Genomic DNA, 14,375 nt, shown 5'->3' on the forward strand with positions numbered 1-14,375 from the left:
CCGCGGCAGTGGGTATCGTCGCCCGCTTCCTCACTGCCCAGGCCGAGCCGCCATGCAGCGCACCGCCCTCGCCACCGCCCTCGCCGTCCTGCTCGGAGGCTGCATGGCGGATGCGCCCGCCGATACCGCCGGCCCGGCGTCGACCGCCGCGTCCGCCGCGACGGCGCAGGCAACCGCCGACGCGCGATTCGAGGCGCTCGGCGCCGAGGTGCTGGAGGCGCTGTTCGTGCTGTCGCCGGTCACCGCCACCCAGGCCGGCAACCACGCGCACGATGCCGAGCTCGACGACTACAGCGCTGCTGCGCGGCGCCACCTGGTGGACACCTCGCGCGACCTGCTCGCGCGCCTGGAGGCGCTGGATCCGGGCTCGCTGTCGCGGGCCAACCAGGTCGACGCCAAGATCCTCGCCAACCGCGTGCGCGCGACGCTGTGGGAGGTCGAGACGGCGCAGTCCTGGGCCTGGGACCCGCAGGTCTATTCGCAGCTCGCCGGCGGGGCGATCTATTCGCTGATGGCGCGCGAGTTCGCACCGCTGCCCGAGCGCCTGCGCAGCGCGACCGCGCGCATGGAGAAGATCCCCGGCCTGTTCGCGCAGGCGCGGGAGAACCTCGACCCGGCGCGCGTGCCCGAGATCCACGCACAGACCGTGGCCAGGCAGAACGCCGGCGTCCTGAGCCTGGTCGATGCACTGGTGGTGCCGCATCGCGACGCACTGTCGGGCGAGGATCGCCGACGGCTGGACGCCGCGATCGAAGGCCTGAGGGCGGCGGTGGCCGAGCACCAGGTCTGGCTCGACGGGACGCTGGTGCCGAACGCCCGCGGCGAGTTCCGCATCGGCGCGGAGCAGTACGACGCCAAGCTGGCGCTGGCGCTGGATTCGGGCCTCGGGCGCGCGGAGATCAGGCAGCGCGCCGAGGCCGAACTCGAGCGCGTGCGCACCGCGATGTACGCGACCGCACGCGAGGTGCTCGCCGGCCGCGTCGACGCGCCGGCGACCCCCGATGCGCCGACGCCCGCGCAGCAGCAGGCGGCGATCGAGGCCGCGCTCGAGCTCGCCTACGCGGAGCGGCCGGCGCGCGAGGCGGTGGTCGAGACCGCACGCGGGACGCTCGCCCAGGCCACCGAATTCGTCCGCCGGCACGACCTGGTGACCCTGCCGGACGCGCCGGTCCGGATCATCCTGATGCCCGAGTTCCAGCGCGGCGTGGCCGTCGCCTACTGCGATCCGCCGGGCCCGCTGGACAGCAACCTCGACACCTTCTTCGCGGTGTCGCCGATCCCCGACGACTGGAGCGAGGACCAGGCCAACTCCTTCCTGCGCGAATACAACACGCGGATGATCCACCTGCTCAGCATCCACGAGGCGATGCCGGGGCACTACCTGCAGCTCGCGCACGCCAACGCCTACGCCTCGCCGCTGCGCGCGGTGCTGTATTCCGGGCCGTTCGTCGAGGGCTGGGCGGTCTACACCGAGCGGATGATGACCGAAGCCGGCTACCTCGACCGCGACCCGCTGTTCCGCCTCGTGCAACAGAAGTTCTACCTGCGCAGCATCGCCAACGCGATCCTGGACATCGGCGTGCACGTCGAGGGCATGACCCGCGAGGAGGCGATGACCCTGATGGTCGACAAGGCGTTCCAGCAGGAGCGCGAGGCCGCCGGCAAATGGGTGCGCGCGCAGCTGACTTCGGCGCAGCTGCCGACCTACTTCGTCGGCGCGCAGGAGCACTTCGACCTGCGCGCCGAGGCCGAGCGCCGCGAGGGCGAGGCCTTCGACCTCAAGCGCTACCACGACCGCGTGCTCTCGTTCGGCTCCCCGCCGGTGCGCTACGTGCGCGCGCTGATGTTCGACCAGCCCATTCCCTGATGCCCGCGATCGAGCGGCGCCCCGGTCGCGGCTGAAGCCGCTCCTACAGAAGCAGGCTTCGCTTCCTGCTCCCCTGCTCCATGGAGGAACGGCGCGCCTCGCGGCGCGCCGTTCCTCCTTCGCGACGAAGCGACCGCGTCAGCGCTGCGCCTGGCCGCTCTCCAGGCGCAGGCCCTCGGCGTTGACGTCGCGCACGCCGTCGATGGTCTCGACGATGCGCGTGGCGCGGTCGATCTGCGCCTGCGACTCGACGTCGCCCTGCAGCGACACCACGCCGTTGATGGTCTGCACGCTCAGGGCAAGCCCCGAGACCACGTCGTCGGCCAGCAGGCTCGACTTCACCTTGGTCGTGATCCAGGTGTCGTCCACGGGCTGGTCGGACGCGCCCAGCGACAGGCTCTCGGCATCGGCATCGCGATCGGCGTTGGCGGCCGCGGTCTTGCGGGTGCCTGCCTCGAGACCGCTGGCATCGACGCGGGTCACGCCCTCGATCGCGCGGGCCAGGGCCGTGGCGCGACGCACCTGCGCCTCGGTCTCCGCCGCACCGGTGAGCATCACCACGCCATCGTTCGTCTCGACGCTGATGTCGAGGCCGGAGACGTCGCCGCTCGCCAGCAGGGCCGACTTCACCTTGGTGGTGATCCAGGTGTCGGTGACCGGCTGTGCCGACGCATCGGCACCGGCCACGTCCATGTCGTCGTCCGCCCGCGCCGTCGTGCGATCCATGTCGCGGTCGCGGGACATGTCGACATCGCGATCGGTGCGCGCGGCGGCGGCCGCGCCACCCGTCGCGACGGCGCGCGCATCGGCGTCGACGCGCAGGCCGGCGGTCTCGACGCGGGTCACCCCCTCGATGCCCTGCGCCACCCGGCGCGCCTCGGCGATCTGGTTCTGGCTCTCGACGTCGCCCTCGAGCGTGACCACGCCGTTGGCGGTGTCGACGTCGATCTGCAGGCCGGCCACGTCGTCGTCGGCCAACAGCGCCGACTTCACCTTGGTGGTGATCCAGGTGTCGGTCACCGGCTGCGCGGAATCGCGGCGGTCGGCGCCGTCGCGCTCCATGTCCGCATCGACTCCGTCGCGCATCGTCGTCGCCCTGGTGCGGTCGCGGGCCGGGTTCATCTGCAGCCGGTTCGTCTCGACGCGGGTCACGCCCTCGATGCCCTGCGCGATGCGACGGGCCTCGGCGAGCTGGTTCTGGTCGTCGATGTCCCCGGTCAGCACGACCACGCCGTTGGCGGTCTCCACGTCGATGTCGAGGCCGGCCACGTCGTCGTCGGCGAGCAGCGCCGACTTGACCTTGGTGGTGATCCAGGTATCGGTGATCGGCTGGGTCGAGTCGCGTCCCTCGCGGTCCGCCAGCGCGCCGTCGCCGGCACTCCGGTCGTCGGCGTCGGCCACGGTCGCCGCGCCGACGCGCAGGCCGCTGGTCTCGACGCGGCGCACGCCCTCGATGCCCTGCACGACCTCGCGGGCCTGCGTCAGCTGGCGCTGGTTGTCGACGTCGCCATCGAGCATCACCACGCCGTTGGCGGTCTCGACCTCGATGTCGAGCCCGGAGACGCTGTCGTCGGCCAGCAGCGCCGACTTCACCTTGGTGGTGATCCAGGTATCGGTGACCGGCTGCGCCGAGTCGCGCGTCGGCGCCTGCGCCGGGCGCTCGGACTGCGCCGCGGCGTCGGCGGCCATCGCCGTCGCACCTCCGAGCGCGAGGCCCAGCGAGAGAGCGGTGGCGAGTGCGGTGCGGGTCAGGGTGTGCTTGGCCATGGATAGGTCCCTCCTGTTCGGATGTGGATCGACGCGCGCTGCGCATCGAACGTTGGACCCACTGTGGACGGCGTCGCGTCCCGCGCCGGTGAACCGGACGCATGGATGGAGTGAACGCGCGCACCCCGGTTCATGTCGTCGTCGGGAAGGTGCCCGGCCCGCGAATGCCTCTGTCGCGGCGGCGCCCACGACCAGGATGGCGGAAACGAAACGAGGCGGCACCGGAGTGCCGCCTCGCGTGGACGCTGCCGGCAGGCCGTGCCTGCGGCTGCGGCGTGTCAGCGCTGGTCGTCGTCGGTCGGAGTCAGCGGATCGCGGCGCTCGCTGTCGGTGCGCGGACGATCCCGCGTCGGGTCGTCGCCCATGGCGTCGCGTTCGTCCCAGCGGGTGTCGTCGCTGCCCACTTCCATGCCGTCGCGCTCGGCATCGGTTCCCATGCGGGTGCGGTCGCTGCCGGTGGTGCCCGTGCGTTCGGCGCCGGTCGTGGTGCCCATGCGGTCGCTGCCGGTGCTGGTGCCGTCGCGGGGCGGCGTGGTGCCGACGCCGGTCCCGCGGCGCTGGCCATCCTGGGTGCTGATCTGGTCGCGGCGGTCCTGGGCACCATAGCGACCGCCGTCGACGCTGTCGTCGCGCATCGGATTGCCACCCTGCGTGGTGGTGCCCTGCGTGGTCGGATCGATGACGTCGGCGGGCGCGCCGGTGCGGTCGATCGCGCCGCGCGGGGTGGTCGGCGAGGTCACCGGCGGCGGCGTGGTACCCGTCTGCGGGCTCGCCGAGCCGGTGCTCTGGGAGCCGGTCGAGGTGCTGGGAGGTGCGCTGCTCTGCGCGAATGCGCTGCCCGCGCCTGCGGCGAGGAAAATGGCGGTGGCGAGGGCGCTACGGATGAGGGGGCTGATCATGGCGATGGACTCCGGATGTGGGTCGGACCGGTGCGGTCCCGGCTTGCCCGCCAGTCTCCCGGTCGCACGTCCGATACCGGTGAACCGCGCGGCACGCCGGGGTGAAACGCGGTGGTGGCCGTTCACCGACGCGAGGGCGGTGCAACGGGCCATGGCCTCCGGGCGGATCCTGGCTTTCCTCGCCGCGATCCTGGCGGCCGCCCCCGCCGCGGCGGTCGCGCCGGAGCAGGCGCTGCTGGCCGAGCTCGGCTGGCGGATCGAGGATGCGCCGGGCCGGTTCAGCCGCGTCGCGGGTGGCCGCCCGTGCACGCGTGGGAGTCTGGGCGAGGCGCAGGCGGCTGGCGACCTTGTCCTGTACCTGGCTCGTGCAGCGACTCCGGAGCAGCGCGCACATGCGCTGCGCATCGCACTCGATGCAGAGGCGACGCTGTGCGCGTGGACCTTCCGGCTCGGGCAAGCGACGCGACGGGCCGCGGCGCGGCTGGAGTCCAACGGCGGCTACCGCTTCTCGGGGCTGCAGCTCGGCTGGATCGGCTTCGGCATCGGCGGCGCGCGGCGCCAGGGCTGGGAGCGGTTCCGCAGCTTCGGCCGCGGCTATCGCCCTGCCGGCGCCAACAGCGCGGCGATCGCGGCGTTCTACTCCGGCCGCGTTCGCTCCGAGTGCGGCGTCGGCCGCCAGGTCGCCCAGCTGGCGGGCCAGGCGGAACTGTACGGCGCCGCGGCCTTCGACCGGGCGTTCGACGCGGACGAGCTCAGCATCGGCACGTTCGTCACCCTCCACGGCACCGACAGCATCCTGCTCGGGGCGCATGCCGGAGAGCTGGTGGCCGACGGCAAGGCGGTACGGGCGGCGCGGATGGGTCGGCAGGGCTTCATCGGCCTGCCGGGGATCGTGGTGCACGTCTTCGGCAGGCAGACGCTCGACGACATCAACAACCAGGCCGAGAACTTCGTGGTGACCGACGTCGACGCCGCCGCCGCGCGGGCGCTGCGCACCCACGGCGGCTTCCGCCACTACGACCGCGTCAACCGCGAGATCTGGCGCCTGTCGCGGACCCTGCCCGATCCCGGCTGGCGCGGCTGGGAGCGGCTGCTCGTGCAGCGCGATCCCGAACTCTGGGCCGGGCTCGATCCGGCCGCACGCGCGACCGCCACCCGCATGGCGCGCCTGCTGGACGACCCCTTCTACCGCGGCTTCCGCATCTACGTGCACCCGATGGGCGTACGCCCGGTCGGCTTCCACGTCGCCCGCCTGCTCGACCGCAACCCGCGCACGCCCTACGCGATCGAGCTGACTCTGCACAACGTGCACACCACGCTCTACCGACGATGGATCGCACACCGGCTGCGCGCGCTCGCCGCCGGCGATCCCTCCGCTCCGAGGCCGCTTCCGATCGATGCCGAACCCGCCGCCGCACCTGGACGTCCGTGATGCGCCCGCACCCTCCTCGCTGACGGTGCTGACGATCAACACCCACAAGGGGTTCACCGCGCTCAACCGCCGCTTCATCCTGCAGGAGCTGCGCGAGGCGGTGCGCGCGGTGTCGGCGGACGTGGTGTTCCTGCAGGAGGTGCTCGGCATGCACAGCCGCCACGCCTCGCGCCACAGCGGATGGCCGGATGCGCCGCAGTACGAGTATCTGGCCGACAGCATGTGGAGCGACTTCGCCTACGGCCGCAACGCCGTGTATCCCGAGGGCGACCACGGCAACGCGGTGCTGTCGAAGTACCCGATCCTGCGCTACGACAACCGCGACATCTCCGTGGCCGGGCACGAGACGCGCGGCCTGCTGCACTGCGTGCTCGACGTGCCCGGGCAGCGCGACGGCGTGCATGCGATCTGCGTCCACCTCGGCCTGCGCGAGGCCGAGCGCGAGGCCCAGCTCGCGCTGCTGTGCGGGGTGCTGGCCGAGGAGGTTCCTGAGGCCGCCCCGGTGGTGGTCGCCGGCGACTTCAACGACTGGCGCCGCCGCGGCCACCCGCGGCTCCTGGGCTGCGGCATGACCGAGGCCTTCGACCAGGCCTACGGCCGCTGCGCGCGGACCTTCCCGGCGCGCTTCCCGGTGCTGCCGCTGGACCGCATCTATTTCCGCAACGTGCGCGCTCACCGGCCGCAGGTGCTGACGACGCGGCCGTGGTCGCATCTGTCCGACCACGCGCCACTGGCCACGGACATCGCCCTGTGAGCGCGGGCTGGCGCGCCGGCAACCGGGTGAGCCTGCTGGAGAACGGCGAGGCGTTCTTCCCGCGCGTGGTCGACGTGCTCTCGCAGGCCCGCCATGAGGTCCTGCTGGAGACCTTCATCCTGCGCGAGGACAAGGTCGGCCTCGCCATCCGCGATGCGCTGCTGGCGGCGGCGCGCCGTGGCGCGCGGGTCACGGTGACGCTCGACGGCTTCGGCTCCGCGGAGCTGTCGGCGGAATTCATCGCCAGTCTGTGCGACGCCGGCATCACCCTGCGCATCTTCGACCCGCAGCCGCTGCACTTCGGCCGGCGCACCAACTGGTTCCGCCGCCTGCACCGCAAGATCGTGGTGGTCGACGCCGAGATCGGCTTCGTCGGCGGCATCAACTTCAGCGCCAACCACCTCGCCGACTTCGGTCCGGAGGCGAAGCAGGACTACGCCGTCGAGGTCGAGGGGCCGGTGGTGCAGACGCTGCGCGACTTCCTCCTCGAGCAGGCCGACCTGCCGCTCGAACCGCCCGCCTGGCGGACGCAGGAGGAGACGCATGCGGAGCGCGGCGCGGCCGAGGTCGCGCTGGTCACCCGCGACAACGACACGCGCCACACCGACATCGAGCGCCACTACCGGCTGGCCGCACGGCTGGCGCGGCGCGAGCTGGTGCTGTGCAACGCCTACTTCTTTCCCGGCTACCGGCTGGTGCGGGACCTGCGCAACGCGGCGCGCCGCGGCGTCGCGGTGACCCTGATCCTGCAGGGCGAGCCGGACATGCCGATCGCCCAGCTCGCCGCGCGCACCCTGTACCGCTACCTGATGCGCGCCGGCGTGGTCATCCACGAGTACTGCCGCCGCCCCCTCCATGCGAAGGTGGCCCTGGTGGACGACGAGTGGGCAACGGTCGGTTCCTCCAACCTCGACCCGCTGAGCCTCGCGCTCAACCTGGAAGCCAATCTCATGATCCGCGACCGCGCCTTCAACGCGGAGCTGCGCGGCAACCTCGACCGGCTGCGCGACACGCACTGCCGCGCGATCGCCGCCGAGGAGGTGCCGCTGCGCAGCGATTGGCGGATGGTGTTCGGAGTGATCGTCTTCCACCTGCTGCGCATCTTCCCCGGCTGGTCCGGGCTGGTGCCGGCGCACCGGCAGCGCATCGAGCTGGCGGGCGCCCCCAAGGAACGCCCATGAGCACGTCAGACGCCCCCGCCCCCTCGGCCCGCCAGCGTCGCTGGGCCATCGCCAAGCGCGTGCTGGTCGCGGCGTTCCTCGCGCTGGTCGTGTTCCTGCTGGTGCGCCATGCCAGCACGGTCGACTGGGAAGAGGTCGGCAAGGCGCTGCGCGAGACCGATCCCCTGCTGCTGGCGGCGACGGCAGGGCTGTCGCTGCTGAGCTACGGCGTCTACTGCATGTTCGACCTGATGGGACGCCACTATACCGGCCACCACGTGCCGGTCTGGCGCACCTGCATGACCTCGCTGGTCTGCTACGCCTTCACCATCAACCTCGGCGCCCTGGTCGGCGGCGTGGGCCTGCGCTATCGCCTCTATGGCCGCGCCGGGCTGAAGCCGGCGACGGTGTCCCGGATCATGATGCTGGCGGTGTTCACCAACTGGAGCGGCTACCTGCTGCTCGGCGGCGCGCTGTTCGCGGCCGGCCTGGTGCCGACGCCCGAGGGCTGGTTCATCGGCGACATCGGGCTGCGCGTGATCGGCGCGGCGATGGTCGCCACCGCCCTGGCCTACCTCGGCGTCTGCGCATTCGCCAGGCGCCGCACCTGGCACGTCCGCGGGCATGCGGTCGAGTGGCCGGGCACGCGCATGGCGCTGCTGCAGCTCGGCCTGTCCACCGCGAACTGGATGCTGATGGGCTTCATCGTATGGCTGCTGCTCGGGCGCGAGCCGCAGTACCTGCCGGTGCTGGGCGTGCTCCTGATCGCGGCGATCGCCGGCACCGCCGTCCACGTCCCGGCCGGGCTGGGCGTGCTGGAGGCGGTCTTCATCGCCCTCCTGGGCGGGCAGGTGCCCTCGCACGAGCTGCTCGCGGCGCTGTTCGCCTACCGCGGCGTCTACTATCTCGCGCCGCTGTGCCTGGCCGCCCTGGCCTACCTGGTCCTCGAGCTGCGGCACCGGCACGGTCGCGATCCGGAGGCGGAGCCGGCACGAACCTGAACGAACCCTTGGCGCCGGCGGCGTAGAATCGGGGGTCGCCCCCCGCAGCCGCCGCCCTCATGCTCTACACCCTGCACGAAGCCCAGCGCGCGCTCCTGAGCCCGGTCACCTACTGGTCCGAGGCCTGCGCGCGGATGTTCTCGGAGCAGTCGAGCTGGCTGGCGCAGCTGCCCGGCGCCTCGCGCGTGGCCGCCGGCTGCGAGCTGATGTACCGGATCGGCAAGGACTACGAGAAGCCGGAGTTCGGCATCCACGAGGTCGAGGCGCACGGCCATCCGGTCGCGGTGCTGCAGCACACGGTGATGGAGAAGCCGTTCTGCAAGCTGCTGCGCTTCAAGCGCTACAGCGACGAGCCGGACTGCATCGAGGCGATGAAGCAGGACCCCGCGGTGCTGGTGGTGGCGCCGCTCTCCGGCCACCATGCCACCCTGCTGCGCGACACCGTGCGCACCCTGCTGGCCGACCACAAGGTCTTCGTCACCGACTGGACCGACGCGCGCATGGTCCCGCTGGAGGAAGGGGCCTTCCGGCTGGAAGACTACGTCGACTACGTGCGCGAGTTCATGCGCCACCGCGGCGCCGACCGCCTGCACGTCATCGCGGTGTGCCAGCCGACGGTCCCGGTGCTCGCCGCGGTCTCGCTCATGGCCGCGGCCGGCGAGGCCACCCCGCTGAGCCTGACCCTGATGGGTGGCCCGGTCGATCCACGCCGCAGCCCGACCCAGGTCAACACCCTGGCCACCACCAAGCCGCTGTCGTGGTTCGAGAACAACGTCATCCACGAGGTACCGCAGGGCTACCCCGGGAGCGGCCGCGCGGTGTACCCGGGATTCCTGCAGCACGCGGGCTTCATGGCGATGAACCCGGACCGCCACTTCCAGTCGCACTGGGACTTCTACATGGACCTGGTACGCGGCGACCTCGACGACGCCGACGCGCACCGGCGCTTCTACGACGAATACAACGCGGTGCTCGACATGGCCGCCGAGTACTACCTGGACACCATCGAGATCGTGTTCCAGCAGCACCTGCTGCCGAAGGGCGAATGGGTCATCGGCGGCGAGCGCGTGCGCCCGGAGACGATCACCGCGACCCGGCTGCTGACCATCGAGGGCGAGCTCGACGACATCTCCGGCGTCGGCCAGACCCGCGCCGCGCACGACCTGTGCACCGGCATTCCCGCCGCCGGCCACGCCCACTACGAGGCGGAGGGAGCCGGTCACTACGGCATCTTCAGCGGCCGCCGCTGGCGCGAGCAGGTCTACCCGAAGGTGCGCGCCTTCATCCGCGGCGAACTGGCGGGAACGCCGGCACCGGCGCGCCGCGGCCGCGCCCGCCGCTGAGCGCGGCTCACGGCAACGCCGCGCCGACCAGCGCGATGCCCAGCACCGACGCCACCCAGACCAGGCTGCGCACCCACGGCACGCCCAGGGCGTACAGCGGCAGATAGACCAGCCGCGCGCCGAGGTAGAGCTGGGCACCGAGCGTGCTGGTCGCGTCCTGCCGCCCTGCCACGACGACGATCAGCACCAGCGCCGCGAAGAAGGGAAAGGTCTCGCGGAAGTTCCCGCTCGCCCGCGCCAGCCGCGCGGCGACGCCGGCGAGCGGAGGAACCTCCGCGTCGCGCGCCGAGGCGTTCCAGGCGATGCCGCGCTGCGCGGTGGCCGCGGCTGCCGCCAGCAGCACGTGCGCGAAGCCCAGGACCACCGCCCAGGCGAGGATGACGAGTTCCGCAGCCATGGCCGTTCCCGTACCGGGGAGGCGCGAGCCTCCGACCCGGCGCGGCCACGCGGCGTGAGGATCCTCAACCGGCAGCGGCTTCCGCCGGCAGCGCCTCGACGATGCGGTTGCGGCCGGCGCGCTTGGCGGCGTACATCGCGTCGTCGGCCAGTCGCAGCAGCGCCTCGACCGACTCGACGCCGGGGGCCACGTGCGCCACGCCGACGCTGGCGGTGACCGCGACCGGCGGATCCAGCCGCTGCCCGGCGGCGCCGATCGCGGGACACAGCGCCGCGATGCGGGCGCGCGCCACCTCGGGCGCGACGCCCGGCAGCACCACCAGGAACTCCTCTCCGCCCATCCGGGCGACGTGGTCGTCGACGCGCACGTGCGCACGCAGCACCGAGGCGACCTCGACCAGGACCCTGTCGCCCATGTGGTGCCCGTGGCGGTCGTTGATCGTCTTGAAGTGGTCGATGTCGACGAAGGCGATCGAGCCGCCCGCGCCACCGGCCCTGCAGCCCGCGATCAGGTCCTCCAGGCGTGCCAGCGCCGCCCGGCGGTTCTCCACGCCGGTCAGCGGATCGGTATCGGCGAGCACGCGCATCGCGTCGCGCTGCCGGCGCAGGCTGCCCAGGCGCAGCTGCAGGCCCAGGATCGCGATCAGCAGCATGAAGGTGCCGGCGGTGACCAGCAGCTCGAGCTCGTAGGCGCGCGCGGTGGCGCTGCCGGCGGCCACGCTCCCGAAGATCGCCAGGAACGGCAGCCCGCCGACGACGGCGCGCACCGCACGGCTCTCGCCACGCGCCATCGACACCGCGCCCGCCAGCACGGCGAGCCCGGCGCTGGCGACGAACACGCACAGCAGCGCTCCGGCGGCCGGGCCGAGCGCGGCGTCGGGCAGCAGGAAGGCGCCGGCCGCGCCCACGCCGGCCAGCGACGGCGCCGCGCGGAGCGGCGCGCGCATGCGCGGCAGCCGCCGCTCCACGCCGCTGAACTTGCAGAGCACGTAGAACACGCCGCCGACCACCAGCATGCCCAGGCCCACGATGGCGCGGCGGCTGTTGCCGGCCATCTCGATCCAGGGTTCGGGGTAGCCGGCGAGTCCGCAGACCAGGGCCATCCAGAACGCGAACAGCAACGCGTAGGCGACGTAGCTCAGGAACGAGGTCTCGCGCGTGCCGATGAAGCTCAGCAGGGCGGCCAGCGCCAGCGCCGAGATCACCGCCAGGGCGGCGACGCGGACCACGAAACGGCCGGTGTCCTCGCGCTGCACGTCCGCCGGCGCGCCGATCCGCACCACCGGTCTCCACGGCGCGACCTGCGCCTCCAGGCGCACCCGGATCGGCCGCGTGTCGCCCGCCGGCGGGACCAGCACGGTGCCGACGCCGGCCCGGAAGCGCGAGTCCAGCGTGCGCGCGTCCAGCATCGTGCCGCAGACCCGCCGCGTGCCGTGCTCGATCACCACTTCGCCGCTGACGGCGTTGATCACGTTGACCGCCTGCGGATGCCCGGACCAGCCGCCGCGCGGCGCCGGGATCTCGATCGTGCGCGCCAGGGAGGCGTCGCCGCTCCGGCAGCGGGTGGCGTGGCCCTCGTTCACCGACGGCGAACCCAGCACCATGGCCCCGGCCGCGCCTTCCGCCGCGGCCGCCGGCAGCAGGCATGCCAGCGCCAGCAGCACCAGGCCGCAGCGCCAGCTCCACCTCAGCAGCTCATCGATGCCCCGCACACCACCCCCGGTTCCTGCTGCCCGCATCGACCGCGCCGGGCTCGACCCGGCGGGCGACGGAGCCCCCAGGGGCTGTAGCAAGTCCCGTGCCGCGACGCATGCGGCGCCGGCGAGCCTCAGCGCGGCCGCGGGCCGCGGCGCGGCGGGCGCGGACGCGGCGCGCGCGCCGGACCCTGCGTGGCGTCGTCGTCGGCACGCGAGATGCGCAACTGCTGACCGACGATCCAGACCTTCTTCAGATGTGCCATCAGCTCCTTCGGCATGCCCTCGGGCAGGTCGAGCAGGCTGTGGTCGTCGCGGATGTCGATGCGGCCGATGTGCTTGGCGTCGAGCCCCGCCTCGTTGGCGATCGCGCCGACGATATTGCCCGGCTTCACACCGTGCACGTGGCCGACCTCGATGCGGAAGCGCTCCATCGCGAACTCCGACGGAGCCCGCTCGGGCCGCTCGCGGCGCTCCGGCGCACGCGCGCCGGCGGCAGGATCGACGCCCGCGTCCGCGACCGCCGCGGGCCTGCGGTCGGACCGCGGCGCCGCCTGCGCGTCCCGCTCCGGGCGCGGCGCACGATCGTGCGCGCGCGGCGCGGCCTCGACCTGCCCGGGATAGACGCCACGGCCGCGCTCGGCCGCCGGCGGCGGCGCCAGCAGCAGCGGGGTCCTGCCCTGCGCGAGCTTGGCCAGCGCGGCGGCGATGTCGGCGGCCGGCACGTCGTGCTCGCGCTCGTAGCGCTCGACCAGCTCGCGGAACAGCTCCAGCCCGCCCTCGGCCAGCGCGTCGCTGATGCGGCCGAGGAAGCGCGTCACGCGCTGGTCGTTGACCCGTTCGATCGTCGGCAGCTCCATCGCCTCGATCGGCTGCCGCGTCGCACGCTCGATCGCGCGCAGCATGCCGCGCTCGCGCGGGGTCACGAACAGGATCGCCTCGCCGCTGCGCCCGGCGCGGCCGGTGCGGCCGATCCGGTGCACGTAGCTCTCGGTGTCGTAGGGGATGTCGTAGTTGAGGACGTGGCTGATGCGCTCCACGTCCAGGCCGCGCGCGGCGACGTCGGTGGCGACCAGGATGTCGAGCACGCCAGCCTTGAGCTGGGCCACGGTCTTCTCGCGCTGCGCCTGCTGCACGTCGCCGTGGATGGCCGCGGCCGCGAAGCCGCGCGCCATCAGCTTCTGCGCGAGTTCCTCGCAGCCGGTCTTGGTGCGCGCGAACACGATCATCGCGTCGAACGGCTCGGCCTCCAGGATGCGGGTCACCGCATCGAGCTTCTGCACGCCCGAGACCAGCCAGTAGCGCTGGCGGATGTTGGCCGCGGTGGTGGTCCTGGCCTGGATCGTGACCTGCTCGGGCTCGCGCAGGTAGGTCTGCGCGATGCGCCGGATCTGCGGCGGCATGGTGGCCGAGAACAGCGCGACCTGGCGCTCCGGCGGGGTCTTCTTGAGCACCGTCTCGACGTCGTCGATGAAGCCCATCCGCAGCATCTCGTCGGCCTCGTCGAGGACCAGCGTGGCCAGCTTCGAAAGGTCGAGCGAGCCGCGCTCGAGGTGGTCGATCACCCGCCCCGGCGTGCCGACCACGACGTGCACCCCGCGCTTGAGCGCCGCCAGCTGCGGGCCGTAGCTCTGGCCGCCGTAGATCGGCAGCACGTGGAAGCCGGGAATGTGGGTGGCGTAGCGCTGGAAGGCCTCGGCGACCTGGATCGCGAGTTCGCGGGTCGGCGCCAGCACCAGCGCCTGCGGCGCCCCGGCGCCAGGCTCCAGGCGCGACAGCACCGGCAGCGCGAACGCGGCGGTCTTGCCGGTGCCGGTCTGCGCCTGGCCCAGGACGTCGCGGCCGGCCAGCAGCGGCGGGATGGTGGCCGCCTGGATCGGCGAGGGCGACTCGTAGCCGACGTCCGCGAGCGCGGCGAGCAGCGGCGCGGACAGGGCCAGGTCGGAGAAACGCAGTTCCGCCGCGGGCGTGCCGGCGGGGACGGGATCGGAGGGGGACATCGCGGACTCCGCGCCGGAACCGGCGCGCTGTGAAAAGGATCGGACCGGCAATGATGCCGGAG

Annotated in this window: 11 protein-coding genes and 1 pseudogene; 6 read left to right on the top strand and 6 right to left on the bottom strand. The window is 72.9% G+C overall.

The annotated features are described in order from the left end of the window. The first annotated feature begins 52 nt into the window (after nucleotides 1-52). Complete coding sequence (locus KB893_RS04970) at nucleotides 53-1,867, top strand: DUF885 domain-containing protein (protein WP_213173502.1); 1,815 nt, start codon at nucleotides 53-55, stop codon at nucleotides 1,865-1,867. A 138-nt stretch (nucleotides 1,868-2,005) separates the two neighbouring features. Here the strand turns inward: KB893_RS04970 and KB893_RS18270 are convergent, their stop codons facing one another. From KB893_RS18270 to KB893_RS04990, 3 genes and pseudogenes are all read right to left on the bottom strand, one after another. After that, complete coding sequence (locus KB893_RS18270) at nucleotides 2,006-3,268, bottom strand: BON domain-containing protein (RefSeq protein ID WP_338026884.1); 1,263 nt, start codon at nucleotides 3,266-3,268, stop codon at nucleotides 2,006-2,008. A gap of 3 nt (nucleotides 3,269-3,271) precedes the next feature. After that, nucleotides 3,272-3,634 (bottom strand): annotated as a pseudogene (locus KB893_RS04985) (BON domain-containing protein); the annotation flags it as partial. A gap of 278 nt (nucleotides 3,635-3,912) precedes the next feature. Beyond that, entirely contained in the window at nucleotides 3,913-4,533 is a 621-nt protein-coding gene (locus KB893_RS04990) for a hypothetical protein (RefSeq protein ID WP_211927342.1), read from the bottom strand. Nucleotides 4,534-4,684: 151 nt separating this feature from the next. Here KB893_RS04990 and KB893_RS04995 point away from each other — a divergent pair, with 151 nt between their 5' ends. The 5 genes from KB893_RS04995 to KB893_RS05015 are packed head-to-tail and all read left to right on the top strand — an operon-like array spanning nucleotide 4,685 to nucleotide 10,223. Next, a complete protein-coding gene (locus KB893_RS04995; RefSeq protein WP_211927343.1) occupies nucleotides 4,685-5,965 on the top strand; it encodes a hypothetical protein in 1,281 nt (426 codons plus the stop codon). After that, a complete protein-coding gene (locus KB893_RS05000) occupies nucleotides 5,931-6,719 on the top strand; it encodes an endonuclease/exonuclease/phosphatase family protein (RefSeq protein ID WP_211927344.1) in 789 nt (262 codons plus the stop codon). The genes KB893_RS04995 and KB893_RS05000 overlap by 35 nt, the downstream gene beginning before the upstream one ends. Next, on the top strand, nucleotides 6,716-7,900 hold the full coding sequence (gene clsB, locus KB893_RS05005; RefSeq protein WP_211927345.1) for a cardiolipin synthase ClsB: 1,185 nt from the start codon (nucleotides 6,716-6,718) through the stop codon (nucleotides 7,898-7,900). Before KB893_RS05000 ends, clsB begins: the two co-directional genes overlap by 4 nt. Then, on the top strand, nucleotides 7,897-8,880 hold the full coding sequence (locus KB893_RS05010) for a lysylphosphatidylglycerol synthase domain-containing protein (RefSeq protein ID WP_211927346.1): 984 nt from the start codon (nucleotides 7,897-7,899) through the stop codon (nucleotides 8,878-8,880). The genes clsB and KB893_RS05010 overlap by 4 nt, the downstream gene beginning before the upstream one ends. A 59-nt stretch (nucleotides 8,881-8,939) precedes the next feature. Continuing rightward, entirely contained in the window at nucleotides 8,940-10,223 is a 1,284-nt protein-coding gene (locus KB893_RS05015; protein ID WP_211927347.1) for a polyhydroxyalkanoate depolymerase, read from the top strand. Nucleotides 10,224-10,230: 7 nt separating this feature from the next. Here the strand turns inward: KB893_RS05015 and KB893_RS05020 are convergent, their stop codons facing one another. From KB893_RS05020 to KB893_RS05030, 3 genes are all read right to left on the bottom strand, one after another. Further along, nucleotides 10,231-10,620, bottom strand: a complete 390-nt coding sequence (locus KB893_RS05020) for an MAPEG family protein (RefSeq protein WP_211927348.1) — start codon at nucleotides 10,618-10,620, stop codon at nucleotides 10,231-10,233. Nucleotides 10,621-10,684: 64 nt separating this feature from the next. Continuing rightward, on the bottom strand, nucleotides 10,685-12,331 hold the full coding sequence (locus tag KB893_RS18680; RefSeq protein ID WP_213173503.1) for a GGDEF domain-containing protein: 1,647 nt from the start codon (nucleotides 12,329-12,331) through the stop codon (nucleotides 10,685-10,687). A 116-nt stretch (nucleotides 12,332-12,447) separates the two neighbouring features. Continuing rightward, nucleotides 12,448-14,313, bottom strand: coding sequence for a DEAD/DEAH box helicase (locus KB893_RS05030; RefSeq protein WP_213173504.1), 1,866 nt, complete (start codon nucleotides 14,311-14,313; stop codon nucleotides 12,448-12,450). Between the last annotated feature and the right edge of the window lie 62 nt (nucleotides 14,314-14,375).

Origin of the sequence: Coralloluteibacterium stylophorae (assembly GCF_018122625.2) — a bacterium.
GTDB classification, from domain to species: Bacteria; Pseudomonadota; Gammaproteobacteria; order Xanthomonadales; family Xanthomonadaceae; genus Coralloluteibacterium; species Coralloluteibacterium stylophorae.

Excerpts from the sequence above, each read along its gene's own strand:
- KB893_RS05020 (WP_211927348.1), bottom strand. The coding sequence starts at position 10,620 with ATGGCTGCGGAACTCGTCATCCTCGCCTGGGCGGTGGTCCTGGGCTTC.
- KB893_RS04970 (WP_213173502.1), top strand. The coding sequence starts at position 53 with ATGCAGCGCACCGCCCTCGCCACCGCCCTCGCCGTCCTGCTCGGAGGC.
- KB893_RS04990 (WP_211927342.1), bottom strand. The coding sequence starts at position 4,533 with ATGATCAGCCCCCTCATCCGTAGCGCCCTCGCCACCGCCATTTTCCTC.
- KB893_RS05015 (WP_211927347.1), top strand. The coding sequence starts at position 8,940 with ATGCTCTACACCCTGCACGAAGCCCAGCGCGCGCTCCTGAGCCCGGTC.
- KB893_RS04995 (WP_211927343.1), top strand. The coding sequence starts at position 4,685 with ATGGCCTCCGGGCGGATCCTGGCTTTCCTCGCCGCGATCCTGGCGGCC.
- KB893_RS05000 (WP_211927344.1), top strand. The coding sequence starts at position 5,931 with ATGCCGAACCCGCCGCCGCACCTGGACGTCCGTGATGCGCCCGCACCC.
- KB893_RS05030 (WP_213173504.1), bottom strand. The coding sequence starts at position 14,313 with ATGTCCCCCTCCGATCCCGTCCCCGCCGGCACGCCCGCGGCGGAACTG.
- KB893_RS05010 (WP_211927346.1), top strand. The coding sequence starts at position 7,897 with ATGAGCACGTCAGACGCCCCCGCCCCCTCGGCCCGCCAGCGTCGCTGG.